21 protein-coding genes are annotated in these 23,690 nt (G+C 72.0%); 9 read left to right on the plus strand and 12 right to left on the minus strand.

Going from position 1 to position 23,690, the window contains the following annotated elements:
* The first annotated feature begins 17 nt into the window (after positions 1 to 17).
* Together ABZ810_RS42535 and ABZ810_RS42540 are read left to right on the plus strand one after the other, a co-directional pair.
* On the plus strand, positions 18 to 1,478 hold the full coding sequence (locus tag ABZ810_RS42535) for a 3' terminal RNA ribose 2'-O-methyltransferase Hen1 (protein ID WP_358412935.1): 1,461 nt from the start codon (positions 18 to 20) through the stop codon (positions 1,476 to 1,478).
* On the plus strand, positions 1,475 to 4,111 hold the full coding sequence (locus ABZ810_RS42540) for a polynucleotide kinase-phosphatase (protein WP_358412937.1): 2,637 nt from the start codon (positions 1,475 to 1,477) through the stop codon (positions 4,109 to 4,111). Before ABZ810_RS42535 ends, ABZ810_RS42540 begins: the two co-directional genes overlap by 4 nt.
* A gap of 110 nt (positions 4,112 to 4,221) precedes the next feature.
* Here the strand turns inward: ABZ810_RS42540 and ABZ810_RS42545 are convergent, their stop codons facing one another.
* From ABZ810_RS42545 to ABZ810_RS42560, 4 genes are all read right to left on the minus strand, one after another.
* Positions 4,222 to 4,482 (minus strand): zf-TFIIB domain-containing protein, encoded by a 261-nt coding sequence (locus ABZ810_RS42545; protein ID WP_358412939.1) that lies wholly within the window; start codon positions 4,480 to 4,482, stop codon positions 4,222 to 4,224.
* A gap of 68 nt (positions 4,483 to 4,550) precedes the next feature.
* A complete protein-coding gene (locus tag ABZ810_RS42550; protein WP_358412941.1) occupies positions 4,551 to 5,462 on the minus strand; it encodes a phosphotransferase in 912 nt (303 codons plus the stop codon).
* Between the two features lie 21 nt (positions 5,463 to 5,483).
* Positions 5,484 to 8,099: a PQQ-dependent sugar dehydrogenase gene (locus tag ABZ810_RS42555; protein WP_358412943.1), complete on the minus strand. Its 2,616-nt coding sequence runs from the start codon at positions 8,097 to 8,099 to the stop codon at positions 5,484 to 5,486.
* Between the two features lie 327 nt (positions 8,100 to 8,426).
* The gene (locus tag ABZ810_RS42560) at positions 8,427 to 10,121 is read right to left on the minus strand and encodes an AMP-binding protein (protein WP_358412945.1); all 1,695 of its coding nucleotides are present in this window, start codon (positions 10,119 to 10,121) and stop codon (positions 8,427 to 8,429) included.
* A gap of 120 nt (positions 10,122 to 10,241) precedes the next feature.
* Between ABZ810_RS42560 and ABZ810_RS42565 the strand changes: the two genes are divergently transcribed.
* Positions 10,242 to 10,793 (plus strand): NUDIX hydrolase, encoded by a 552-nt coding sequence (locus ABZ810_RS42565; protein WP_358412947.1) that lies wholly within the window; start codon positions 10,242 to 10,244, stop codon positions 10,791 to 10,793.
* On the opposite strand, the gene ABZ810_RS42570 is transcribed toward ABZ810_RS42565, so the two are convergent.
* The gene (locus tag ABZ810_RS42570; RefSeq protein ID WP_358412949.1) at positions 10,790 to 11,605 is read right to left on the minus strand and encodes a hypothetical protein; all 816 of its coding nucleotides are present in this window, start codon (positions 11,603 to 11,605) and stop codon (positions 10,790 to 10,792) included. The genes ABZ810_RS42565 and ABZ810_RS42570 overlap by 4 nt on opposite strands.
* Complete coding sequence (locus tag ABZ810_RS42575; RefSeq protein ID WP_358412951.1) at positions 11,557 to 12,450, minus strand: hypothetical protein; 894 nt, start codon at positions 12,448 to 12,450, stop codon at positions 11,557 to 11,559. Before ABZ810_RS42575 ends, ABZ810_RS42570 begins: the two co-directional genes overlap by 49 nt.
* A gap of 36 nt (positions 12,451 to 12,486) precedes the next feature.
* On the opposite strand from ABZ810_RS42575, the gene ABZ810_RS42580 reads away from it, so the two are divergent.
* The gene (locus ABZ810_RS42580) at positions 12,487 to 12,978 is read left to right on the plus strand and encodes a hypothetical protein (protein ID WP_358412953.1); all 492 of its coding nucleotides are present in this window, start codon (positions 12,487 to 12,489) and stop codon (positions 12,976 to 12,978) included.
* 100 nt (positions 12,979 to 13,078) lie between these two features.
* Here ABZ810_RS42580 and ABZ810_RS42585 read toward each other — a convergent pair whose 3' ends face one another.
* Positions 13,079 to 13,441 carry a MerR family transcriptional regulator gene (locus tag ABZ810_RS42585; protein WP_358412955.1) on the minus strand — a complete coding sequence of 121 codons (363 nt, stop codon included), beginning with the start codon at positions 13,439 to 13,441 and terminating at the stop codon, positions 13,079 to 13,081.
* Positions 13,442 to 13,523: 82 nt separating this feature from the next.
* On the opposite strand from ABZ810_RS42585, the gene ABZ810_RS42590 reads away from it, so the two are divergent.
* The gene (locus ABZ810_RS42590; protein WP_358412957.1) at positions 13,524 to 14,198 is read left to right on the plus strand and encodes an SDR family NAD(P)-dependent oxidoreductase; all 675 of its coding nucleotides are present in this window, start codon (positions 13,524 to 13,526) and stop codon (positions 14,196 to 14,198) included.
* A gap of 236 nt (positions 14,199 to 14,434) precedes the next feature.
* Positions 14,435 to 14,839 carry an SRPBCC family protein gene (locus tag ABZ810_RS42595; RefSeq protein ID WP_358412959.1) on the plus strand — a complete coding sequence of 135 codons (405 nt, stop codon included), beginning with the start codon at positions 14,435 to 14,437 and terminating at the stop codon, positions 14,837 to 14,839.
* A gap of 47 nt (positions 14,840 to 14,886) precedes the next feature.
* On the opposite strand, the gene ABZ810_RS42600 is transcribed toward ABZ810_RS42595, so the two are convergent.
* The 5 genes from ABZ810_RS42600 to ABZ810_RS42620 all read right to left on the minus strand — a co-directional run bounded on the left by ABZ810_RS42600 (position 14,887) and on the right by ABZ810_RS42620 (position 19,938).
* Complete coding sequence (locus tag ABZ810_RS42600) at positions 14,887 to 16,308, minus strand: amidase (RefSeq protein ID WP_358412961.1); 1,422 nt, start codon at positions 16,306 to 16,308, stop codon at positions 14,887 to 14,889.
* Between the two features lie 44 nt (positions 16,309 to 16,352).
* Entirely contained in the window at positions 16,353 to 16,841 is a 489-nt protein-coding gene (locus ABZ810_RS42605; RefSeq protein ID WP_358412963.1) for a GyrI-like domain-containing protein, read from the minus strand.
* 54 nt (positions 16,842 to 16,895) lie between these two features.
* Complete coding sequence (locus tag ABZ810_RS42610) at positions 16,896 to 17,666, minus strand: MBL fold metallo-hydrolase (protein ID WP_358412965.1); 771 nt, start codon at positions 17,664 to 17,666, stop codon at positions 16,896 to 16,898.
* Between the two features lie 247 nt (positions 17,667 to 17,913).
* Positions 17,914 to 18,717: an SAM-dependent methyltransferase gene (locus ABZ810_RS42615; protein ID WP_358412967.1), complete on the minus strand. Its 804-nt coding sequence runs from the start codon at positions 18,715 to 18,717 to the stop codon at positions 17,914 to 17,916.
* An 81-nt stretch (positions 18,718 to 18,798) separates the two neighbouring features.
* Positions 18,799 to 19,938 (minus strand): MFS transporter, encoded by a 1,140-nt coding sequence (locus ABZ810_RS42620; protein ID WP_358412968.1) that lies wholly within the window; start codon positions 19,936 to 19,938, stop codon positions 18,799 to 18,801.
* A 160-nt stretch (positions 19,939 to 20,098) separates the two neighbouring features.
* Here ABZ810_RS42620 and ABZ810_RS42625 point away from each other — a divergent pair, with 160 nt between their 5' ends.
* The 3 genes from ABZ810_RS42625 to ABZ810_RS42635 all read left to right on the plus strand — a co-directional run bounded on the left by ABZ810_RS42625 (position 20,099) and on the right by ABZ810_RS42635 (position 23,605).
* Entirely contained in the window at positions 20,099 to 20,959 is an 861-nt protein-coding gene (locus tag ABZ810_RS42625; protein WP_358412970.1) for a LysR family transcriptional regulator, read from the plus strand.
* A gap of 214 nt (positions 20,960 to 21,173) precedes the next feature.
* Positions 21,174 to 21,731 carry a DUF4232 domain-containing protein gene (locus tag ABZ810_RS42630; protein WP_358412972.1) on the plus strand — a complete coding sequence of 186 codons (558 nt, stop codon included), beginning with the start codon at positions 21,174 to 21,176 and terminating at the stop codon, positions 21,729 to 21,731.
* A gap of 431 nt (positions 21,732 to 22,162) precedes the next feature.
* Positions 22,163 to 23,605 (plus strand): alkaline phosphatase family protein, encoded by a 1,443-nt coding sequence (locus ABZ810_RS42635; protein WP_358412974.1) that lies wholly within the window; start codon positions 22,163 to 22,165, stop codon positions 23,603 to 23,605.
* Positions 23,606 to 23,690: the final 85 nt, after the last annotated feature.

The following is a 23,690-nucleotide window of genomic DNA, read 5'->3' on the forward strand; positions in this document are numbered from 1 at the left end:
TCCGCCATGCTTGACGGGTGCTTCTGACGATCACCACCACCCTGGCCCCTGCCACTGACCTGGGCTTCCTGCTCCACAAGCATCCCGACCGGGTGCAGGCGTTCGGGCAGGCGTTCGGTACGGCGCACGTCTTCTACCCCGAGGCGGACGCGGCGCGCTGCACCGCCGCGCTGCTCCTGGACGTCGACCCCGTCAAACTGGTGCGCACCCGGGGCAAGAGCACGCCCGACTTCTCGCTCGGCCAGTACGTCAACGACCGCCCCTACGCGGCGTCCTCGCTGCTGGCCTCCGCGATGGCCGGCGTCTTCCGCACCGCGATGCGCGGCCGCTGCGAGCTGCGGCCCGAGCTGGCGCGGACGGCGATCCCGCTCGAGGTCACGCTGCCCGCGCTGCCGTGCAGGGGCGGGCCCGAACGGGCCGAAGGGTTCTTCGCGCCGCTCGGCTGGCAGGTCGGCGCGGTCCCGGTGCCGCTGGACCCCGGGTTCCCCGGCTGGGGCGACTCGCGCTACGTCTCGCTGACGCTGACCGGCGAGCTGCGGCTGGCCGACGCGCTCAACCAGCTGTACGTGCTGCTGCCGGTGCTGGACGACGCCAAGCACTACTGGGTCGCGCCCGACGAGGTCGACAAGCTGATCCGGGCGGGGGAGGGCTGGCTGGCCGCCCACCCCGACCGGGCCGGCATCACCCGCCGCTACCTCGCCAACCGGCGCGGCCTGGTCCGCACCGCCCTCGGCCGGCTCGCCGACTCCGAGGACGCGCCCGAGGACGAGCTCGACCGCGACCCGATCGAGGAGGAGCCGCCCGCGGCCGACCCGACCGCGGCCGAGCCGGGCGCCGCGCCCGAGCCCGACCCGGAGCACACCGCCGCGGTGCCGCCCGTGCCGCTGGCCGAACGCCGCGTCCAGGCCGTCCTGGAGACGCTGCACGCTCAGCGGACGCCGCGCGTCATCGACCTGGGCTGCGGTTCGGGCAAGCTGGTCGGGCGGCTCGGGCAGGACCGCTACTTCGAGAAGATCACCGGCGTGGACGTGTCGGAGCGCGCGCTGTTCATCGCGCGGCGCCGCGGCCTCCAGGACGACCACGGGCCCGACCGCGTCCCGCGCGTCGAGCTGCTGCAGGGCGCTCTCACCTATGCCGACGAACGGTTCCGCGGCTACGACGCGGCCGTGCTGATGGAGGTCATCGAGCACATCGACCCGCCGCGGCTGCCCGCCGTCGAACGGGTGGTGTTCGGCGACGCCAGGCCGCGCGTGGTGGTCGTCACCACGCCCAACTCCGAATACAACGTCCGGTACGAGGGGCTGGCGCCGGGGGCCATGCGCCACCCCGACCACCGCTTCGAATGGACCCGCGCCGAGTTCCGCCGGTGGGCGGAGCGGGTCGCCGCCGACCACGGCTACCAGGTCCGCTACGTGCCCGTCGGCGACGACGACCCCGACGTCGGCGCCCCGACCCAGCTGGGGGTGTTCACCCGATGACCGAACCCACCGCGCGGCCCGCCGAGCCCGCCGCTTCGCGGACGGCGCCCGCCGAGGCGCCCGCCGAGGGACGCGGGACGACGATCCGCCTGCCCGAGATGGGCCTGGTCGTCCTCGTCGGAGTCTCCGGCTCCGGCAAGTCGCACTTCGCGCGCAGGCACTTCGCGCCGAGCCAGGTGGTGTCGTCGGACTACTGCCGGCTCGTGCTCGCCGACGACGAGAACGACCAGTCGGCGACCGGCGACGCGTTCGACCTGCTGCACTACATCGTCCGCAAGCGGCTGCGGCGCGGCCTGCTGACCGTCGTCGACGCCACCAACGTGCAGCAGAAGGCGCGCCAGGCGCTCCTCCAGATCGCCAAGGACCACGACGTGCTGTCGGTGGCGATCGTCCTCGACGTGCCCGTGCACGTCGCCGCCGAGCGCAACGCCGCCCGGACCGGACGGCGGCTGCCCGACCACGTCATCCCGCGCCAGCGGCGCGAGCTGGGGCGCGGCCTGCGCTCGCTGACCGGCCGCGAGTTCAAGCGGGCGTACGTGCTGACCGGCGTGGACGAGGTCGACGCCGCGACCGTCGCCTACGAGAAGGCATGGCCGGACAAGCGGGAGGTCACCGGCCCGTTCGACGTCATCGGCGACGTGCACGGCTGCCGCGCCGAGCTGGAGGAACTGCTCGCGGACCTCGGCTACGAGATCGAACGCGACCCGCTCGGCCGCGCCGCCGGGGCCAACCACCCGGGCGGCCGCACCGCCGTGTTCGTCGGTGACCTGGTCGACCGCGGCCCGGACACCCCCGGCGTGCTGCGCCTGGTCATGGGCATGGTCGCGGCCGGGCAGGCACTGTGCGTGTCCGGCAACCACGAGCAGAAGCTCGTCCGGGCGCTGCGCGGACGCAGGGTCAAGGTGGCGCACGGCCTCGCCGAGTCGCTGGAACAGCTCGGCGCCGAGCCGGACGACTTCCGTGCGGAGGCGCTGAGCTTCATGGACGGCCTGATCAGCCACTACGTGCTGGACGAGGGCCGCCTGGTCGTGGCGCACGCCGGGCTCAAGGAGGCCTACCACGGCCGTGCCTCGGGCCGCGTCCGCTCGTTCGCCCTGTACGGCGACACGACCGGCGAGACCGACGACTACGGCCTGCCCGTCCGCTACCCGTGGGCGAACGACTACCGCGGCAAGGCGATGGTCGTCTACGGGCACACCCCGGTCCCGGCGGCGGAGTGGATCAACAACACGATCTGCCTCGACACCGGCGTGGTCTTCGGCGGCCGGCTCACCGCGCTCCGCTATCCCGAGCGCGAGCTGGTCTCCGTCGACGCCCGCGAGGTCTGGTACGAGCCGGTCCGGCCTCTGGTCCCGGCCCCCGCGATGGCGGCGGGAGGCCACCGCGAGACCGACGTGCTCAAGATCGAGGACGTGCTCGGCAACGAGGGCGTGGAGACAGGGTTGATGGGCCGGGTCGCCGTCCGGCACGAGAACGCGCTCGCCGCCCTGGAGGTGATGAGCCGCTTCGCCGTCGACCCGCGCTGGCTGGTCTACCTGCCGCCGACCATGGCGCCGTCCGCGAACTCCGGCCTCCCCGGCCACCTGGAGCACCCGGCCGAGGCGTTCGCCGCGTACCGCGAGCCGGGCCTCGACCGCGTGATCTGCGAGGAGAAGCACATGGGCTCGCGCGCCGTCGTGGTCGTCGCCCGCGATGACGGCGTGGCCGCCGCACGCTTCGGAGTCTCGGACGGCACCACCGGCGAGGTCTACACCCGTACCGGCCGCGCGTTCTTCCGTGATCCCGCCCGCACCGCCGAGGTGCTCGACCGGGTACGCGCGGCCGTCACCGGCGCGGGCCTGTGGGACGAGCTGGAGACCGGCTGGCTGGTGCTCGACTGCGAGCTGCTGCCCTGGTCGGCCAAGGCCATGGACCTGATCCGCACCCAGTACGCGGCGACCGGCGCCGCGGCCCGCGCCGCGCTGCCGGTGGCCTCCGCCGCGCTCGCCCAGGCCGCCGCCCGGGGCCTGGACGTCGGCGCCCTGCGCGAGCACGTCGACCGCAGGGCGGCCAACGCCGGGCTGTTCCGCGACGCCTACGCCCGTTACTGCTGGGAGGTGGACGGGCTGGACGGCGTGCGGCTCGCGCCGTTCCAGATCCTCGCGGGGGAGGGGAGGACCTGGGCCACGGGGCGCGAGCACGACTGGCACATGGCGGTGGCCGGGCGGCTGGCCGCCGCCGACCCCACCGGCCTGATCGCCCCGACCACGTCGATGGTGGTCGACCTCGGCTCGGCCGCGTCGGTGGCGGCGGCCACCGCGTGGTGGGAGGAGGCGACCGGAGCCGGCGGCGAGGGCATGGTCGTCAAGCCGCTCGGCCCGCTGCCCGAGGACCGCAAGGTGCAGCCCGGCGTCAAGTGCCGCGGCCGCGAATACCTGCGGATCATCTACGGCCCCGACTATCCCGAGCCGGCCAACCTCGACCGGCTCCGCGGCAGGTCACTGGGGCGCAAGCGGTCGCTGGCCATGCGCGAGCACGCGCTCGGCCTGGAGGCGCTGGACCGGCTGACCGCGGGCGAGCCGCTGTGGCGCGTCCACCAGGCGGTCTTCGGCGTCCTGGCCCTGGAGTCCGAGCCCGTGGACCCCCGCCTGTAATCCGTCCTGGCTCCCGCCTCTGCCCCGTTCCGGGGCCGGAAAGAGTAGACGCCTGCGGGATCACTCACGTCCGAGTGATCTCGCAGGCGTCGTACTTCCTGCTGCCCCGATCAGGTGGTGAAGAGCATGTGGAAGACGCTTCCGTGGTGAGGGCGGTGGTGCGCACCGTGGTGATGGTGGTGCACCGAGGGGGCGGGCGCGCTCCAGCCGGGAGCCGCCGCGGGCGGGGGCGCGTAGTTCGCCGCCATGTTGCTGAGGGCCTCCAGCTCGCCATAGTCGAGGAAGATGCCCCGGCAGTTGTCACATTGCTCGATGTGGACGCCGTTGCGGGTGTACGTCCGCATCACGCCACGACACTTAGGGCAGTGCATCGCCTTCTTGTCCTTCCAGTATGGAATCCCCAGGTAGAGGCTAAATCTAGAGGACTCCCCCCGTCACGTCATGCCGGGAGCCCGGCCCTGGAGATTCTGCTGCATGCATCGACGAGCGCGAGCTCGGGCCCGTCGAGCGGTCGGTCACCCTCCCGTGCGGATTTGACGCACGTTGCGGCGATTTGGATCACTAGAGTTCGGGCGGGCACCTCCAGCGCCTCCCAGATGTCGTGCCGGGCCGCCGCGGGGCCGCCCGCCTCCCGGTAGGCGCCGAGCAGCTCCTCCCAGTCGGCGCGCGGCAGCACTCCGGCCGAGAAGAGCGCGGCGGGCCGGGCCAGGTCCCAGGCCGGTTCGCCCAGGCCAAGGTCCTCCACGTCGATCAGCCGCCAGCCGCCACCGGCCTCCCGGATCATCTGCCCGAGGTGCCAGTCACCGTGGATCAGCCGCCGGCCGGGATGCTCGGGCTCGGGCGCCTCGCCCCGGATCCACGACGGAAGTGTGGCGAACGCGTGACGTATTTCAGCCACCTCCGGGCCCTCTCCCAGCCGCGAGACGAGCCTCGCCACCCGGGCCGGGCGGCCCCAGGACGGCGTCCCCTCGGGCGCCGGGCTCTGGTGGAGCCGCGCCAGCAGCCGTCCGCCCTGAGCCCAGGGCAGCGGCCCCGCCGGGTCGACCGGCTCGCCGTACGGCCACACCGTCACCACCCGTCCTGCCACCACGCGCCGCGGGCCGAGGGGCGGGAGCAGGAGGCCGGGCAGCCCCGCCGCCACCTCCAGCCGCCGGTCGAGCGACGGGCCGGTGTCCCGATCAGGCTGGTGCGCCTTCACCACCACGTCCCCGACCCGCACCACCAGCACGTCATGCCGGTCGTACAACACCTCGGGCTCCGCGGCGGGGGCGTTCGCGGGGGTCGCCCCCGCCGGCCCCGGCGAGCGGCCGAGGTCGGCGAGGGCGGAGACGAGGTCGGGGGCGGGGGCCACCCGATCAGTTAACCATTCGGGTCATCTGTCGTGGATCTCCATCTCCCAGAGGGAGTAGCCCCACTTGGTCGCCCGTTTGAGGCCGTAGACGCGGACCCAGCGGGCGTCGACCGGGGTGAACCAGACCCAGTCGTCGGCGCCGTTGGCCCCGGTCCGGCTGTGGACGGTCGTCCAGACGCCTCCTCCGGTGGAGGTCTGGACCCGGTAATCGGTGGCGTAGGCGGCCTCCCACTTCAGGTTGGCGAAGCCGACCTTCTTGACGGCGCCGAGGTCCACCTCGATCCACTGCGGGTCCGCGTGCTTGCTGGACCAGCGGGTCGTCATTCCGCCGTCCACCGCCTTCGGACCCTCCAGGCCGGCCTTCTCGTAGCTGGAGACCTTCGTCGGCCGTTTGAGCGCGAGGTTGGTCTTGGCCCGGTAATTCGCGGTCAGCGTGATGTTGGAGGCGGGCGCTGTGATGTTGTGCGCCGAGCCGCCGCCGTCGGACCAGCCGACGAACTCGTAGGCCTTGCGCCCGATCACCTGGGTGCTGGTCGGCGCCGAGATCGAGACCGTGGAACCGATGATGACCGTGCCGGCGAACGGGGCGTTCTTGGTGGACGACAGCAGGGTCAGCGGAATGCCGGCCGGATTGGACGCCAGCGTCACCTGCGTGGTCTTCGGATGCAGGGCGACGGTCTTGACGTCGGTCAGGCCGTCGGAGTCGGTCGCGGTGAGCTTCAGCTCGATCCACGACGGGTACTCGTGATCCGGCGCGATGAACGAGCCGGACGCGCCGTCCTGCCCGGTGATGGTGTGCGTGTGGCAGTCGCTCGGGCAGTGATGCATGATCGTTTGCCATTTCAGGGACGACCCGGTGAGGGCGCCGTCCTCGGCGTCGGTGGCCGCGCCGGAGAAGTCGATCCGGTCGCCGACCTTCCAGGTCAGCCCGGCCGCCGGGGCGGCGATGGTCGCCGTCGGCGGGGTGGAGCCCGCGACGATCTGCTGGGTGACGGTGTCGGTGGCCCCGCGTGTGTCGGTGACGCGCAGCCCGACCGTGTAGCGGCCTCTGGCCGTGTAGGTGTGCGTCGGCTTGGCCACGGTCGAGTCGGTGTAGGCGCCGTCGCCGTTCAGGTCCCAGGCGTATGTCAGCGGCGTGTTGTTGTCGGCGTCGCTGGAGGTGGTGCCGTCGAATCGCACGGTCAGCGGCAGCGGACCACTGGTGACGTCGGTCTGGATCGCGGCGACCGGCGGGTTGTTGACGCCGTTATAGACATATCGGACGATCGAGCCGCCGCCGATGTCGACGCCGAAGATGTCGCCGTTCGGACCCGCCTGGAGCTCCACCAGCCCGGCCGAGCGGGTCGCGAACGTCTCGATCGTCGCCGGGTCGGGCAGCCCGTTGGCGCCCGTCTTCATCACCCACACGCACTTGCGCGAGTAGTCGGTGAAGAAGAGTCCGTTGCGGTACGCGGTCGGGTACACGCTGCCCGCGTAGAACGCGACGCCGCTGGCGGACGAGCTGCCCGTGCTGCACGTCTCGCCCGGCACGACCTTGGCGCTGTGGTTCCAGGTGTAGTGCGGCGGGACCACGGCGCCGGCGCCCGCCGCGTAGAGGTTCTCGCAGACGGTGAGGTTGGCGCCGTCGTAAGCCGCCTGGCGACCCGTGCCCTCGTAGCAGGGCCAGCCGAAGTTGCGGACGGTCGTGAACGGCTCGGTCAGCCGGTTGATCTCTTCCCAGGTGGTGTAGCCGACGTCGCCGGCCCACACCTCGTTGGTTCCCGGCCGGATCGTGAACCGGAAGTGGTTGCGCAGGCCGTAGGCGATGATGCGACGCGCGTTGGCGTCGCCGTTGGGCAGGGGGTTGCCCGCCACGCCCGCACCGGTGTCGGGGTCGATCCGGATGATGGCGCCGTCCAGCGTGGTCGGGTCGCCGGTGGTGCGCAGGTCCTGGGAGCGCAGCGCGCCGCCCTGGGCGGTGGGCGGGGTCAGCGCCGTACCGGCCGCCGCCGGAGGGTCGCCACAGGGGTTGTTCTTCTGGCCGTAGTCGGCGTAGTTGAAGCTGGCACCATCGCCGCCGCCCGCGTACAGCATGCCGTCCTTGCCGAACGCCAGTGTGCCGACGGAGTGGCTCGGGAACTGCTGGCACCAGTCCTCGACCAGCACCCGCTCGGTGACCGGACCGGCCTCGGCCTGGGTCGCCAGCGCGCCCGCCGCCTGCACGGACGGGGTCAGCACCGAGATGCGGCCCGCCACCACGCAGCCCTCGTTGGTCGCACCGGGCGGGTCGGGACATTGGTCATTGGAGCCGTCCGCGGACGGCCACCGGGGGTAGGTGCCGCCGAGCACGCCGTTATAGGTGTACATCACGTACACCCGCGGATCGGCCGGGAAGTCCGGGTGCAGAGCCAGGCCCAGCATGCCGCGGTCCCAGTTGTTGAAGGTCTGCGCGCGCAGATCGGCGTAGACCTCGGCGGTGGTGTCGGAGAGCGAGTCGAAGACCTTGATGATGCCGCTCTTCTCCGCCACGAACACCCGGCCGTCCGGCGCGAACTCGACGTTCGTCGGCATGGTCAACCCGGAGAGGACCGCCCTCTCCTGGAAGTTGGCCGGCAGTGCCGCCGCCCGGGCCTTCGCCGGAGCGGTCCAAACGCTCACCGCCGTGAGCGTGGCGGTCAGCAGAATCGCCAGCGTCCCCGCGAGGAGAGGACGGCCCCGTCGTGTCACTCCGGTCCGAACGAATGGTCGTGCTGTCGTCGCTCTCACGGACGGTCCCCTTTTCTGCCCCGTACCGAGCCCGGCGAAATGCCGTCGTGCAAGAAAGATGAAGGAACGACGCGTTCTGTGGGACCGCCAGGGCCTCAAGCGGCCACCGGTTCACCACAATCGGTCACCGTGTCAACCGCCGAGGGTCATCAGGCGACGTACTGAATCGACGTGCTGACGTACCGGAGCCGGCGGCGTGCCGCGCCAGGGCTGAGGGGCTCAGGGCCGGGCGGAGCCGCCCGGCAGCTGGTCGAGCGGATCGGAGCGGCCGCCCACGAACGCCCCGTCGCGCAGGTGGTGGCGCTGGAGCTTGCCCAGCAGGTTGCGCGGCACCTCGGTCCGGGGCACGAACTCCGCCGGCACCTTGTAGTGGGTGAGGAACCGTTCGCAGTGGCGGCGCAGCTCGTCGGCCGAGAACGGGTACGCGGGGTGCTCCACGACGTAGGCGACGACGCGTTCACCGCGCCGGTCGTCCCGGCCGCCGACGACGGCGCAGTCGAAGACCGCGGGATGGCCGCGCAGCACCTCCTCGACCTCGGACGGGTACACGCTGAAGCCGCTCACCTTGATCACGTCGCGCTGGCGTTCCAGGATCGTGACGAAGCCGATCTCGTCCATGACCGCGATGTCGCCGGTGCGCAGCCAGCCCTTGGACAACACCTGAGCGGTCGCCAGTGGTGCGTTCCAGTAGCCGGCGAAGACCTGCGGCCCGCGCACCACGATCTCGCCCGGCTCGCCGTACGGCAGGACGCGCGTCGGCTCGTCCGGGTCGACGATCAGCGCGTCGGTCATCGGCAGCGGCACGCCCATCGTGGTGTTGCGGGCGCCGCCGCCCAGCGGGTTGCCGGTCACCGCGGGGGAGGCCTCGGTCAGCCCGTAGCACTGGACGAGCCGGTGCCCGCCGAGCGCCTCGACACGTTTCGCCGTGGCCTGCGGCAGCTCGACGCCGCCCGACAGGAAGATCCGTACCGAGTCGAGGTCGTTCGGCGCGAGATGAGGGCTGTCCAGCACCTGCTCGTACAACGTCGGCACGCCCGGGAAGATCGTCGGCCGGTCCCGGCGCAGCGCCTTGACCACCTGGTCGCTGTCGAACCGCGGCAGGTGCACCACCGCGCCCGCCTTCATCACCGGCGCGATCATGCAGCTCAGCATCCCGAACGAGTGGAAGAGCGGCAGCACCGCCAGCGTCACCTCGCCGCCGTCGCGGCACCCGGTGTCCCACGCCTGCTGCTGGCAGGCGTTCGCGATCAGGTTGCGGTGGGTCAGCATCGCCCCCTTGGGCCGCCCGCCCGTACCGCCGGTGTACTGGATCGTGGCCAGATGTTTGGCCGGATCGAGCCGGTACTGGCGGACGCGGCGCTGCGTGGGCCGCTGCACGTCGCGGAAACCCAGCAACCCCGGGCCGGCGGGGACCTCGACCTTGAGCCGCGCCCGCCTGCGCTGCGTCTGGACGAGCGGCAGCCGCAGCGCGAGCCGCTTGTGCCACGGCAGATAGTCCAGCAGCGACGTCACGATGACGTGCTCGACCGGCACCTTGTCGCGGATGGCGCGCAGCCTGCCGTAGGAACGATCCAGCACCACCGCCACGCGCGCCTCGCAGTCCGCGAGCTGGTGGCGCATCTCCTCCTCGGTGTAGAGCGGGTTGTGCGGCACCGCGATGGCGCCGCGCCGCAACACGCCGAAGAACGCGATCACCATCTGCGGGCAGTTGGGCAGGATCAGCGCCACCCGGTCGCCCGGCTGGACGCCCAGCCGGTGCAGCCCCGCCGCGAACCGGTCGGCGGCCCGGCGCAGCTCGCGGTAACGCACGCGACGGCCGAAGAACCGCAGCGCGGTCCCGTACGGCTTGCGCCGGGCGGCATCGTCGAGCAGCCGGGTGACCGGCACGTTCGGTATCTCGAAGGTGGCCGGCACGTCTTGCTCGTACCAGTTCAACCAAGGGCGAGGCATTTGTGACGACGGCCACATATTGAGCGATTCAATCACGCTTTGGTCGTCTCGCAGGGGTTACCGCGCCGTCGTTAGGGTTGCGGCATGGCGGACGAAGGAGCGATCAAGCCACTGGCGACGCGAGTGGTCTACGAGAACAGCTGGATGAGCGTGCGCGAGGACGAGATCGAACGGCTCGACGGGTCACGCGGCATCTACGGCGTCGTCGACAAGGCCGACTTCGCGCTCGTCATCCCGGCCGAACGCGACGGCTTCCATCTCGTCGAGGAGTACCGCTACCCGATCGGCCGCCGCGTCTGGAACTTCCCGCAGGGCGGCTACCCCGACCGCCGGGCGGCCGACGACCCCGAGGAGCTCGCGCGCCACGAGCTCGCCGAGGAGACCGGCCTGCGCGCCGGCGCCATGACCAGGCTCGGCTACCTGAACGGCTCCCACGGGACGAGCGGGCAGGGCTTCCACGTCTACCTGGCCACCGAGCTGACCCCGGGGGAGACCGCGCGGGAGCTCGAGGAACAGGACATGCGGCAGCGCTTCTTCACGCGCGAGGAGTTCAAGGCCCTGGTCCGCGACGGCGTCATCACCGACGACTCCACCGTCGCCGCGTTCGCCCTCCTCCTCCTGCACGAAGAGCCCTAAGAAGCCGCGGTCCCCGTTCCGGCCACGGTCGGGGTCGTGCCCGCGTCCTCGTCGCCCTCCCCGGGACGCTTGTACGCGACGTACACCCGGGCCACGATCGTCGCGATGACCGCCATCGGCGCCCAGATGAGCACCACCGTCATCGGGTCGTCGCCGCTCTCCCCGGCCAGGGCCGGACTGAACATCCCGCAGACGATCAGGCCCGGCGCCAGTCCCAGCGTGGCGTGCAGACCGGCCGTGCTCCTCCCGCGCCGCGCCAGGAGCACCAGCCACCACCCGCCCGCGACCACCGCCAGCGGGAGCCCCGGCACGAGGATCATCGCCCCGACCTGGTACCGCTTCCGCAGATCGGCCGGCGCGTTCATGGTCTCCTGGGTGGCGCCCACCGCGGCGATCTCGGTCACCATGCCGCGCCAGATCGTCCCGGTGACCCGGTCGCCGTCGCTCAGGTGGTCGAACACCGGTCCGTCGGCGGCGTACGAGGTCTCCCATCTGCTCCCGTCCGCCGCCACCAGGACCACGCCGTTCTGCTGGTTGCGCCTCTTGAAGTGCCGGATCTCCGTCACTGTGAACTGCCGCGACCAGCGGCACTCCGCCGCCACGGTCGGAGCGGCCGGGCACCGCGCGGCCTCCCGGTAGGCGGCCAGGGCGGCGTCGTCCTGAACGAGGCGCCCGGTCACGATCACGGCCCCGATGCCGCCCGCGAGGACGAGGGCGGCCGCGACGGCGGTGTTCAGGTGCCAGGCGGGAGAGAACCGCGCCATCACGACCGCCGGCGGACGGGACGCCCGTCCGTGCCGGTCGTCAGCCACGACCCGTCACCCAGCGGCTCGATGTCGTAGGCGTCCCGGGACTCCGCGTCGAACGGCGCCATGCCGCCCGAGGCAAGATCCACCCGGTAGTGCCGGTGCCACTCCTCCTCGCCCCCGACGGTCACGATCGCCGTCTCGTTCGTCAGGAATCCGCCGCTCCACTCGACGAACCCGTCCTCGGTGTCCACCCCGAACTCCTCCAGCCGAAACCGCAGGGTGACCTCACCATCGGGATACCGGTGGAACGCCACGTCGTCCTGCTCGTGGTCGGCGGTCATGAACCGCGAGCCGTCCGGCGCCAGGTCGAGCACGCACCGGTCGATCCAGTCGTACCTGAACGACTCCAGCCCGCTCCGCAGCGAGCCGCGGAACAGGTTCACCCCGTCCTGCCCCTCACCCACGTCCAGCAGGACGTCGGTGCCGTTGGGATGCCGGTGGTGCCGGCCCCCGTGCCCGACCGTCCCCAGATCGGCCTCGGCGAGCACGCCGCCCCCGGCCGCGTCCAGGACCACCCACCTGTCCAGCCCGCCCCGCCCCGCCATCGCGTCCGGCCGGTACACCCACACCGTCTTGCCGTCCTTGGAGAACGCGCAGCCCGGGTGATGGCCGTACCGCACGGTCGAACGCGGCAGCAGGTCGTACCGCCAGACCGCGCCGCCGCCGTCCACGCACACCACCTCATGCTGGGTCGCGTACACCGCGCGCCCCAGGTCCGGCGCGACGTCATGCCCGGAGACCTCGTCGGCGTCGGCCGCGAAGGCGATCACCGGATCGAGCGCACCCTCGGCGGCACCGTCGTAGGCGCACACACGCCCATCCAGAAAGCGGGTAATGATCCGGTTCATGCCGGAAGGCTAGCGATCGTATGGTCAACTCTTCGGGTGAGCGCCGTAGTGGGCAGCCTGATCGCCGTGGCCGGGACACTCCTCGGCTCGTTCAGCACGTACTTCTTCCAGCAGCGCGTCGCGCAGCGTGCCGAGGCCGCCGCCCGCGGTGAACGCGTGCGGCAGAACAGGCTGGCCGCGGTCGGCGAGTTCGCCGCCGCGATCACCGAGCTCAAACGCGGCACCGTCGCCGTCTGGTTCCGCCGCGAACGCGGCGACGGCCACTACGACGCCCTCGCCGACGCCGACCGCCTGGGCGCCGCCGCCGAGGCCGCCAAGTTCCGCATGCTCCTGGTCGTCGACCACGCCGAACTCCGCGCCCAGGCCGACGCCGCCTTCGCCTACATGCGCCCCCTCCGCCGCGCCTCCGACCCCGAGGAGCTCAAGGCCCGCGAGGCCGACTTCGAGGCCCACATGACGACGTTCATCGCCACGGCCGCCCGCCTCCTCAACCCGCCCGGCGCCCTGGAACCCCTCCCGCCGACCTGACCGTCACCACGTCCGCCGGCCGCGCCGGCCCCTATGCCTCGCTCCACCCGCGACGGCCAGTGGTGAACGGGCGAACCCGGCCGACCCCCACGGGTTACCGTCACGAATCACGCAGAGCCGTGGTCAACAGAGAGTCGATCGCATCCTGATTGGCCTGCAACTGCGTGATCGCCGCGATGATGCGGCGCCGCTCCCGCCGCAGGTTCTCGAGCATCTCGGGGCACGCCGACGGCACGACACCGTCCGCCTCGTCATGGACGCAATGCAGCACCCGCGAGATGGCCGACGTGGGCATGCCCGCGTCCAGCAGCACCCGAATGTGGCGAACGGCCGCGACATGGGACCGCGCGTACTCGCGGTACCCGTTGGAGAGCCGCTCCGGCCTCAGAAGCCCCTGCTCCTCGTAGTAACGCAGCAGCCGCTTGCTCACCCCGGTCTCAGCAGCCAGGTCACCGATCCGCATGAGCTCTCCTCGCTTGACCTTCACACCGATGTGACCCCATAACGTCACCCTCATCAGGGATCTTCCAGCAAAGGAGACGACCATGGCAGGCGCGGTGATCATCGGAGCGGGGCCGGGAATCGGCCGTTCGGTCGCGCTGCGCTTCGCGCGAGAGGGCCAGCCGATCGCCCTCATCGCCAGGAACGAGCGCAACCTCAAGGACATGGCTCCCGCAGTGTCCGGCCTGGGCGTCCAGGTCACCACCCACATCGCCGACACCACCGACGAACCGGCCCTCCGATCGGCCCTGGACGCGGCCATCGAGACCCACGGCCTCCCGGACGCCGTCATCTACAACGCAGCGATCATCCAGCAGGACACCGCCGGACAGCTTTCCGCCCAAGGCCACCTCGACGCCTGGGCGGTGAACGTCGTCGGCGCCCTCACCGCCGCCGCCCACATCGCCCCGCTCATGGCAGAACGCGGGAACGGCTCGTTCATCATCACCAGCGGAATGCCCGAGCCCAAACGGGACTACGTCAGCCTCTCACTGGGCAAGTCCGGCGTCCGCACACTCGTCACCCTCCTGGACCAGGAGTACGGCCCGTCCGGCGTTCACCTGGCCAGCGTCACCGTGGCCGGCCCCGTCGCCCCCGGCACCGACTTCGCCCCGGACGACATCGCCGACCACTACTGGCGCCTCCACACCCAACCTCGCGGGAACTGGCGACAAGAAGCCCTCCACAACGCCCGCCCCCAACCAGCCCCTGCCACCTGACCACCGATCGGCGGCCGACACGTATCCGGGCGCCATCAGGGGGATGGCCACCTTTCCTTCGGGGTCGGCGCATAGGTCCGCGAGGGAGAACGCGATGCGGGCCGTCCAGTGCGTGGCGGCGCTCGCCGGGACCTGCCGGGGCGTAGGGCGGCGAGGGACTGGTCGGCCATGGACGGGCGGCCCTGTGCGCAAGGATGTTCTATCCGGATGGCCGATACGGGAGCACGATCGTCCGCATGGCGACCGTTCGGAAAGAGATCATCATGGACGCCCCGCCCGAACGGGTGTGGGGCGCGCTCCGCGACTTCGGGGCGGTGGATCGGCTCGCGCCGGGGTTCGTGACGGCGTCGCGGGTGGAGGGCGACGACCGGGTGATCACGTTCTTCAGCGGGGTGGAGGCGCGTGAGCGCCTTGTCGGGATCGACGAGGACGCGCGCAGGGTCGCCTATTCGGTGACCGAGTCGCCGATGGGGCTCACGCATCACATGGCCTCGGCGCAGGTGGTGGACGAGGACGGGCGGTCGCGGTTCGTGTGGATCACCGACTGCCTGCCGGATGCCGTGGCGGGGGTCGTGGCCGACTACATGGAGCGGGGCATGGAGGCCATGCGGGCCGCGATGGAGGAGTCCGTGCCCAGGTGAGCCCGGCGCGCGCCCGCGCGCTGCGGCGCGGTGAGCGCGCGGCCGGGTCAGGGGAGGCCGGCGTAGATCGGGGGGCGGCGGTCGTGCCAGGGGAGGGCCTGTTCGAGTTGGGCCGCGACGCGGAGCAGGAGGTCCTCGCGGGCCGGGGCGGCGACCAGCTGGACGCCGATGGGCAGGCCCTCGCGGCTCTGGCCGAGGGGCAGGCTGATCGCCGGGTTGCCGGAGACGTTGAACGGCGCGGTGAACGGTCCGTAGGTGAAGATGTGCCGCAGCCAGCCGCGGAACGAGGCGTGCCGTGGGCTGTCGTAGTCGAGGGTGCCGTGCGGCGGGGGCAACTGGCCGAGCGTCGGGGTGACGAGCAGGTCGTGGTCGGTGAAGAAGAGTGCGGCGGCTCGGGTGACCTGGTGCTGGGCGTCGGTCATGGCCATGACGTCGAGGAGGGTGGCGGCCTCGGTCTCGCCGGTGAGGAGCCGGGTGACGGCTTCGAGGAGGTCCGGGTCGGGGCGGCGTGGGGCGCGCAGGAGGGCGGCGCCGGCCGCGAGTGCGCCGAGCATCATCGCCTCGATGACGGCGTCGGCGTCGATCGGCGGGCTCGCCTCGGTGACGGTGTGGCCGATCCACTCCAGGGTCTTGGCCGCGTTCAGGGCGGCGGCGGTGACCTGCGGGTCGACGGGGACGCCCGACCAGGGGGTCGTGGTGAACGCGACGCGGAGGCGTTCGGGGCGGGCGCCCAGTTCGGCGGCGTAGGGGCGGGACGGCGGCGGCGCGGCGTACTTCTCGCCGAGGGGCGGCGCACCGACGGCGTCGAGCAGGTGCGCGGTGTCGCGGACCGTCCGCGTGACGGCGAACTCGTACGACTGGCCGAACGCGGCCTCGCCGATCAGGGGACCGCACGGCACGCGGCCACGGCTCGGCTTCAACCCGACGAGCCCGCAGCAGGACGCGGGGACGCGGGTCGAGCCGGCACCGTCGTTGGCGTGCGCCATCGGCGCCGCACCGGCGGCGACCAGCGCGGCCGATCCGCCGCTTGATCCGCCCACGCCGCGGTCGAGCGCCCACGGGTTGCGGGTGATCCCGAACCGGACGCTCTCGGTCGCGAAGCTGAGCGCCATCTCCGGCGACGTGGTCTGCCCGATCGTGACGAGCCCGGCGGCGCGGAAACGCGCCATCAGCTCGTGGTCGACCCAGGCGACCGCGCCCCGGATGGCCCGGCTGCCGATGGCGAACGGCACGTTGCGCGCGAACGGCTGGCTGTCCTTGATCAGGAACGGGACGCCGCCGAACGGTCCGTCCGGGTCATGGGAGAGCGCCGGGTCGAACGGTGGCCGCGTCAGGCCGTTGACGTCGGCGTTCACCTGTTGGAGGGCATGCCGTGCGGCCGTCTCGACCTCGGCGGCGCTCACCTCGCCCGAACGGATCAGATCGCGCAGGCCGACCCCGTCGTGGCCTGCGTACTCGTGTGTCTCCACAGGTCCCAGACTCGCCCACGGCGGCGGGGCGGGCCAGCGATTATTCAGCCGCCGGCGAGTTTGAAGGCCAGCTCGGTCTCCCATTGACCCAGGTCAGGCTGGACGGCCGGGTCGGTGCGGTAGATCTCCAACCGGCAGGCCCAGTGCTCGCCGTCCTCGGACTCCGACATGTCCCAGGTCAGGCCCTGGTCGGCGGCCCAGCCGAGGAGGTCGGTGGTCACCTGGAAGAGCCCGTCGGGATGGCCGGCATGGGTCACCGTCGCGTACCGCCCGGCGGGCAGGGTGCCGGCGAAGACGTCGCCCTCGCCGTCCACCGGCCCCTCGACGGGGACACCGGCCTCGACGAGCCCGGAGTCCTCACCCTGCAAGGTCACGTACCGGAAGAACGGTGCCCCGGCTGGCCGCAGTCCGCGCGCGGCCAGCCAGCCGATCAGCTCCGGGATCCGGTCGGCGATCAGCGGGAACTCCCGCCAGGTGATCGTCCGCCGGATTCCCGCGTACGGCTGCTCACCACGTTCTTCGATCTTGGGCATGTGAGTGCTCATACCCGGTGCCGACCGGTGGACCGCCCGAAAATCATCGGCGGATCAGAGTTCGATCAGGTCGCCGGGCTTGGGCAGGTGCAGCCGTTCGGCGAGACCGGCCTCGCGGAACGCCGCGACGAGCGTGTCGGCGCCCTGGCTGAAGTGTTCCCACTGCTCGAAGTGCAGCGGCACGACATGCCGGGCCCCGAGGATCGCCGCCGCCTCCGCGGCGCCCGCACTGGGCAGGGTCAGGTACGCGTCGCCGAGCAGCGGGGTCCGCGCACCGCCCGCGAACAGGACGGCGATGTCGACCGTGACCCGGTCGGCGATGCGCTGCACGACGTCCAGCGAGGCGTTGTCGCCGCTCACGTACACCGTCGGCAGGCCGTCGCCCGCCAGCACGAAGCCGGTGACCTCGCCCGTCAGATGATCGGTGCCGTCCGGGCCGTGCTGCGCCGGAACGCCGGTGACGCGGAGCACCCCGCCGCCGTCGTGGCGCGGTACCTCCACCTCGTCCCAGTTCGGCAGCGTCCTGACCGGATCGCCGATGCGCTCGCGCGCGGACGCGGTGGAGAGCACCAGCGGGGCCGCCGTCAGCACGGACCGGCCGAGCGTGTCCAGATTGTCCGGGTGCTGGTCGTGGGAGAGCAGGACCGCGTCCACGGCCCCGACCTCGTCCGGGCCCAGCGCCGGCCCGCCGGTCTTCACCAGCGCACGGTCGCCGATCGGGTACTCACCGGGCCCGTCGAACGTCGGATCGACCAGCAGCCGCAACCCGCCGATCCCGATGACCGCCGTCGGACCGCCCACGTACCGAATCGCGAAACCCGCCATCGGACCCTCTCCCATCGTCTCGCCCGCACCCGCCAGCCGCCACAACACGACCACCCACCAACCGATTCCCCCCAGGTCACCGAGATCCCCTGGACCAGGGCCGCAGCCGTGTCCACGTCCCAAGCCACCACCAGACCAGGAACCGGCACCGTTGGGGCTGCGGTCGATGCCGCGGTCACGCCGACGACCGACGCCAGTGGGTTGTGGTCGGCACTGGCGTCGGGGTTTGCGGGCCTGCGGCCCGGCGTCAGGATTTGCGGGCTACGCCGCCGTACTGGAAGACCTCGCGGCCGGCATAGAGCGTTCCAGGGCCGGGGCGCCACTGGGGGAGCGACACCAGGCCGGGGTCGAGCAGTTCCAGTCCGTCGAAGAAGCGGCTGACCTCGTCCGGGGTGCGCAGCGCGATCGGGGTGGCCCCGCTGTCGTTCCAGCGCTGCGCGGCCTCGTCCATCGACGGGCTGCGCACGCTCTGCGCGATCATCACGTGGCTGCCGGGCGCGAGCGAGTCGACGAGCCGCGTCACCAACGTGCGGGCCTGGTCGGAGTCGGGGATGAACTCCAGGACGCCGAGCATCATCAGCGTGATCGGCTCGCTGAAGTCGAGCGACTTGCCGGCCTCTTCGAGGACGCGGTCGGGGTCGCGCAGGTCGGCGTCCACGTAGCTGGTGACGCCTTCCGGGGTGCCGGCGAGCAGCGCCCGGGCGTGGACGAGCACGATCGGGTCGTTGTCGACGTAGACGACCTTCGCGTCGGGCGCGACCGACTGCGCCACCTGGTGGGTGTTGTCGGCGGCGGGGATGCCCGTGCCGATGTCGAGGAACTGGCGTATCCCGACGTCGGCGGCCAGGTGCCGGACGGCGCGGCCGAGGAACTCGCGCTCGGCGCGCGCGTTCACCACCAGCTCGGGCATGACGGAGAGGATCTCCTCGCCGACGGCCCGGTCGGCCGGGTAGTTGTCCTTGCCGCCCAGCCAGTAGTCCCAGACGCGGGCGGGGTGCGGAACGTTGGTGTCGATCCGGGACAGCAGCTCTTCGGCGGACTCTTCGGGCACGCGCGGCCTCCCAGGGAAGTAGGGATCTCGATGCGGTCGAGATCTGGGGCAATGCCTGTCGATATTGAGCAAAACCTACCCCTAAGCGTGCTCTCGGGGGAGATAACGCAGAGTGTTCGCGGCGAGAAGAAGGATCAGCCCGGCCGCGAACGCCAGCCCGCCGGCCAGCCACATCACGCCGCCCAGGCTGACGTCCGCGACCCGCCCGCCGATGAGCGCGCCCAGCGCGATGGCGATGTTGAACGCGGACGTGAAGACCGCGGAGGCCGTTTCGGGCGCGCCGCCCGGCGACCGCATGAGCAGCGCCTGCGTGCTGACCGACACCCCTCCGTACGCCAGCCCCCAGGCGATCACCGCCCAGCCGCCGGCGAGCGGGACGAGCAGCACGACGGCGCCGAGGGCCAGGGAGATCAGCAGGAGCGTCCGCCGCGGGTCGCGGGCGGCGCGCGCCCCGGCCCAGAAGTTGCCCGCCACCCCGGCGACGCCGTACGCGAGGAGGAACCCGCCGATCAGCCGCCCGTCCACGCCCGCGAGGCGCTCGAGCGCGGGCCGTACGTAGGTGTACGCGGCGAAGTGCCCGGTGACCAGCAGCAACGTCACGAACAGCCCGAGGCGCATCGCGTGCAGCACGGTCGGTACGTCGCGCAGGGTGACCTTGGTCTCGGCCGGGAGCGGCGGCAGCGTGCGCAGCCCGGCCAGGACCAGCAGCGCGAGCACGCTCGCGGCGCCGAACGCCGCCCGCCAGCCCGCCAGATCGCCCGCGAGGGCCCCGGCGGGGACGCCGAGCACCGAGGCCATCGCGATCCCGCCGAAGATGATCGACGTCGCGGTGCCGGCGTTCCGCTCCGGGACGAGCCGTCCCGCCAGGCCCGCCGCGACCGCCCAGAAACCGCCGATGCTCAGCCCGACCAGCACCCGCGCCGCCAGCAGCACCCCGAAGACCGGAGCCACCGCCGAGACCAGGTTGGCCACGGCCAGCAGCCCCATCAGCCCGGCCAGCAGAACCCGCCGGTCGAGCCTCCTGATCCCGAGCACCACCGCGGGCGCCGCGACCGCCGCGACCAGTCCCGGCAGGGTCATGGTCAGGCCCGCGACGCCTTCGGGCACGCCCATCTCCGTGCCGATCGGGGTGAGCAGGCCGACCGGGAGCATCTCCGACGTGACGACCGAGAACGTACCGGCGCCCACGACGCCGACACCGAACCATGAACGAAAGGACATGAGTCAAGCCTTCGTTCAAGCCTGACCGGGAACAATCGCCGATCGTTCATCCCTGTATGAACGTGGCTCATCGATCGCGGTCAGAGGCGCGGCGAGAGATCGGGTCGCAGATCAGGGGCGCCCCCAGAGGGTGGTGTCAGGGAGGGAGGAGGCGGGCGGAATGCTGGACCTACGCGAGCTGGAGGCGTTCCTCGTCCTGTCCGAAGAGCTGCACTTCGGCCGGACCGCCGAGCGCCTCTACGTCTCGCAGGGCCGGATCAGCCAGCTCGTCCGGTCCCTGGAGCGCCGCACCGGGGCCCGCCTCTTCGACCGCACGAGCCGCCGCGTCCGCCTGACACCCCTCGGGGAACGCCTTCTCGCCGACCTGCGTCCCGCGTACGACGCACTGCACTCGGCCGTCGCCTCCGCCCAGTCGGCCGCACGCGGCGTCGAGGGGACCCTGCGCGTCGGCTTCCTGCCCGGCAGCACGCATGAACGGGTCGTCGGCCGGATCGCCGCGTTCCAGGATGAGCACCCCGCGAGCGAGGTCCTGCTGTCCGAGATTCCGCTGTCCGACCCGTTCGCGGCCCTCCGGCGCGGCGACCTGGACGCCGCCATCGTGCTGGACCCGGTCGACGAGCCCGGCCTGGTCACCGGGCCGCCGTTCTCCAAGGAACCCCAGACCCTCGTGGTCTCGACCCGCCATCCCTTCGCCGGCCGTACGGCCGTCCCCGCCGAGGACCTGGCCGGTTGCGCCCTCCTGGACCTCCGCGCCCCGGCCGAGTGGAAGGCCCCGTCCGCCACCCCGTCCGGCCGTCCGATCCCGCGCGGCCCGCAGGCCGGCACGCTCCAGGAGGCCCTGGCCCTGATCGCCGCCGACCGCGGCGCGATGCTCTTCTGCGCCCCGACCGTCCGCAACCAGGCCCGCACCGACGTCACCAGCGTCCCGGTCACCGGCCTGCCCGACTCCGCCATGACCGTGGTCTGGCGACGCGGCGACGAGACCGCCCTGCTCCGGGCCTTCACCGAAGCCATCTCCTAGCCGCACGGAACCTCCACACCGCCCGCCTTCCGCCTCGCCGCCCGGACCTGGAACGCTGATCCCTGAGAACGCCGGGGTCCCGCGAGAAGCGTCGGACCCTTGAGAACGCTGACGTCCCGTGAGAACGCTCGGATCCGTACGCACGCTCGGGAGCCGTACGCACGCTCGGGGCCTGTGAGAAACGCTGAGATCTTGTGAGAAGAGCGACCGTCCTGTGAGAAGAACGACGTGGTCCCTGGCTCTGGCCCTGCTGCTGGTGGGCGCCTGCGACTCCACCCCGTCGGCCGATGACGTCCGCCTGCCGCCGACGACCCCGCCCGCGCCCGCCCCGGCGGCCTGCCCCGACCCCGGCGTACGCATCTCGACAGGCGAGATCGACGCTGCGATGGGGCTTCGCGCCATGAACGTGGAGATGGTCAACTGCGGCACCCGGCCGTTCACGGTGAACGGCTATCCCGACGTCCGGGTGCTGGACGGGCGGCGCGGACCCCTGAAGCTGAAGATCAGTCATGGCTCGGCGCCGGTCGCGACGGTGGAGAGCTTCAACGTCCCGGCCCAGCGATTCGTCCTCCCGCCGGGCGGGCGTGCCACGTCCGGCCTGCTCTGGCGCAACACGGTCACCGACGCGTCGGCCGTGGCGGCGAACGGCGCCTTCCTGGACATCGCGCCGGACGAGAGGTCCCCGCGCCAGATCGTCCCATCGGGCCACGCCATCGACCTGGGCAACACCGGACGTCTGGCACTGAGCCCCTGGAAACCCTCGAAGCCCTAGCCCGGACCGCTCTGATCGCCGTGGGCCTGGACGTCGAACTGGACGCGCCGGAGGCACCTCGCCCCGGACTGGCCGCAGCCCGCCGCCGGAGACGGCGCTGGGGGCGAGGGCGGGACGAGGGGTGGGGCCGGAGCGCGGGATCCGGAGGGAACGAGGGGCCAGGGCAGGGACTGAGCGAAGGTCCAGGACGGGGGCCGAGCGATGGACGACGGCCGGGGCGGGTTCGGGGTTGGAATTTCGGGTGGTGGCGGCTGAGCCGTTCGTTGCCGTTCTGCCGTCGGTTCATCCGTTGGCGAATTCACGGGTGGTGCCGTTGGATTCGGGTGGCGGAAGGGCGAGAAGAACGTGCTGGTCGACAATTTCCTGGCGGTCCTCGGCCCTTAGCGTGTGGCCGTTCGGTGCCGAGGGCATTCTCTTTGAAGGGAGTGGCCATGGCGGAGATCGAGCACGTGGTGGTTCTCGTTCTGGAGAACCGCTCGTTCGATCACATGCTGGGATTCGTGGAGCATCCTGATCCGGCGTTCGACGGCCTGCACGGCGGGACGTTCACCAATCCGGGCGTCGAGCAGGGGCAGACGGTGACCGCCACCGCGAACGGCAGGCGGGTCCTGCCGATCGACCCGGACCATTCGCACGAGGCGATGCTGGAGCAGCTGAAGGGCAACGCGGGCTTCGTCCGGTCGTACGAACGGAAGGGCCTCGGGAAGGCGCCGGGCGCGTGGGGCGGGCTGCTCGGCCCGATCGTCAACCTGATGACGCGCGGGCGCGGCAGGAAGGGCGTCGCGGGGTACGGCCCGCTGGTCATGCGGTGCCAGCCGCCGGGGAACGTGCCGGTGCTCGCGACGCTGGCGCGCGAGTTCGGCACCTGCAGCCGGTGGTTCTGCTCGGTGCCGGGGGAGACCTGGCCCAACCGCAACTTCCTGCACGCGGCGACGTCGGACGGGGACGTCGACATCCAGCCGCGTTTCTACACCAACCGGACGATCTTCGAGGTGCTGGAGGCGGCGGGGAAGGGCTGGCACGTCTACTTCGGCGACATCCCGCAGGTCATGGTGTTCGTGAAGTTGTGGAGCAGCCCGGAACGGCTGGGCAACTGGTACCCGATGGAGGCGTTCGCCCGGCATGTCGCGGACGGGACGTTGCCCGCGTACTCGTTCATCGAGCCCGTTCACCGGCCCGGCCCGTCCAGCGACAGCCAGCACCCGGGCAACGACCTGGCCGCCGACCACGAGGACGCCGACGACGGCGAGGGCGACTTCGTGCGGGCCGAGGCACTGGTGGCGCGGGTGTACGAGACGTTGCGGGGGCATCCGGAGGTCTTCGAGCGGACGATCCTGCTGGTGACGTACGACGAGAACGGCGGGTTCTACGATCACGTGCCGGCCGCGGCGGGCATGGCGAACCCGGGGGAGGGCCGCAGCCCGGCGGTGAGGGTGCTGCGGTGGCTCATCCACCGCAAGAGCGCCGCGTTCGGCTTCGCGACGACCGGCGGCCGGGTGCCCGCGGTCGTGATCTCGCCGTACGTTCCGGCGGGGGCGGTGGAGGCCGGGACGCGCGAGCACGCGAGCGTGCCCGCGACGCTGCGCGGGTTGTTCGCGCCGGGCGCACGGCCGCTGACGCCGCGCGACGCGGCGGCGGGGCGCTTCGACACGCTGCTGACGCTGGACGAGCCGCGGCGTGACCTGCCCGACCTGTCCGCGTGGACGTCCCCGCCGGCGCCGCGCGAGGCGGCACCGGCGGGGGATCTGGCGTCGGCGCACTACGAGCCGTACGTACGGCTCGCCGATCAGGTGGCCGGGATGCTGGGCATGGACGGGACCAGCACCGACCGGGTGCGCGAAGCCTTCCTGGACGCGGCCGAACGAGCCCGCTGAAACCCCGTGGACGCCGCTCGTCCGGGCACCTGCCGAAGATCCGGCAGCAGGGGATCCGTGCGGTGAGGGTCCCTGGGTTGTGAGG

The sequence above is a fragment of the Spirillospora sp. NPDC047279 genome (assembly GCF_040643285.1).
Classification (GTDB): Bacteria; Actinomycetota; Actinomycetes; order Streptosporangiales; family Streptosporangiaceae; genus Spirillospora.

Coding starts and splice junctions, on each gene's coding strand:
- ABZ810_RS42540 (WP_358412937.1), top strand. CDS start 1,475: ATGACCGAACCCACCGCGCGGCCCGCCGAGCCCGCCGCTTCGCGGACG.
- ABZ810_RS42545 (WP_358412939.1), bottom strand. CDS start 4,482: ATGCACTGCCCTAAGTGTCGTGGCGTGATGCGGACGTACACCCGCAAC.
- ABZ810_RS42565 (WP_358412947.1), top strand. CDS start 10,242: ATGGCGGACGAAGGAGCGATCAAGCCACTGGCGACGCGAGTGGTCTAC.
- ABZ810_RS42575 (WP_358412951.1), bottom strand. CDS start 12,450: ATGAACCGGATCATTACCCGCTTTCTGGATGGGCGTGTGTGCGCCTAC.
- ABZ810_RS42585 (WP_358412955.1), bottom strand. CDS start 13,441: ATGCGGATCGGTGACCTGGCTGCTGAGACCGGGGTGAGCAAGCGGCTG.
- ABZ810_RS42590 (WP_358412957.1), top strand. CDS start 13,524: ATGGCAGGCGCGGTGATCATCGGAGCGGGGCCGGGAATCGGCCGTTCG.
- ABZ810_RS42595 (WP_358412959.1), top strand. CDS start 14,435: ATGGCGACCGTTCGGAAAGAGATCATCATGGACGCCCCGCCCGAACGG.
- ABZ810_RS42605 (WP_358412963.1), bottom strand. CDS start 16,841: ATGCCCAAGATCGAAGAACGTGGTGAGCAGCCGTACGCGGGAATCCGG.
- ABZ810_RS42610 (WP_358412965.1), bottom strand. CDS start 17,666: ATGGCGGGTTTCGCGATTCGGTACGTGGGCGGTCCGACGGCGGTCATC.
- ABZ810_RS42620 (WP_358412968.1), bottom strand. CDS start 19,938: ATGTCCTTTCGTTCATGGTTCGGTGTCGGCGTCGTGGGCGCCGGTACG.
- ABZ810_RS42625 (WP_358412970.1), top strand. CDS start 20,099: ATGCTGGACCTACGCGAGCTGGAGGCGTTCCTCGTCCTGTCCGAAGAG.
- ABZ810_RS42635 (WP_358412974.1), top strand. CDS start 22,163: ATGGCGGAGATCGAGCACGTGGTGGTTCTCGTTCTGGAGAACCGCTCG.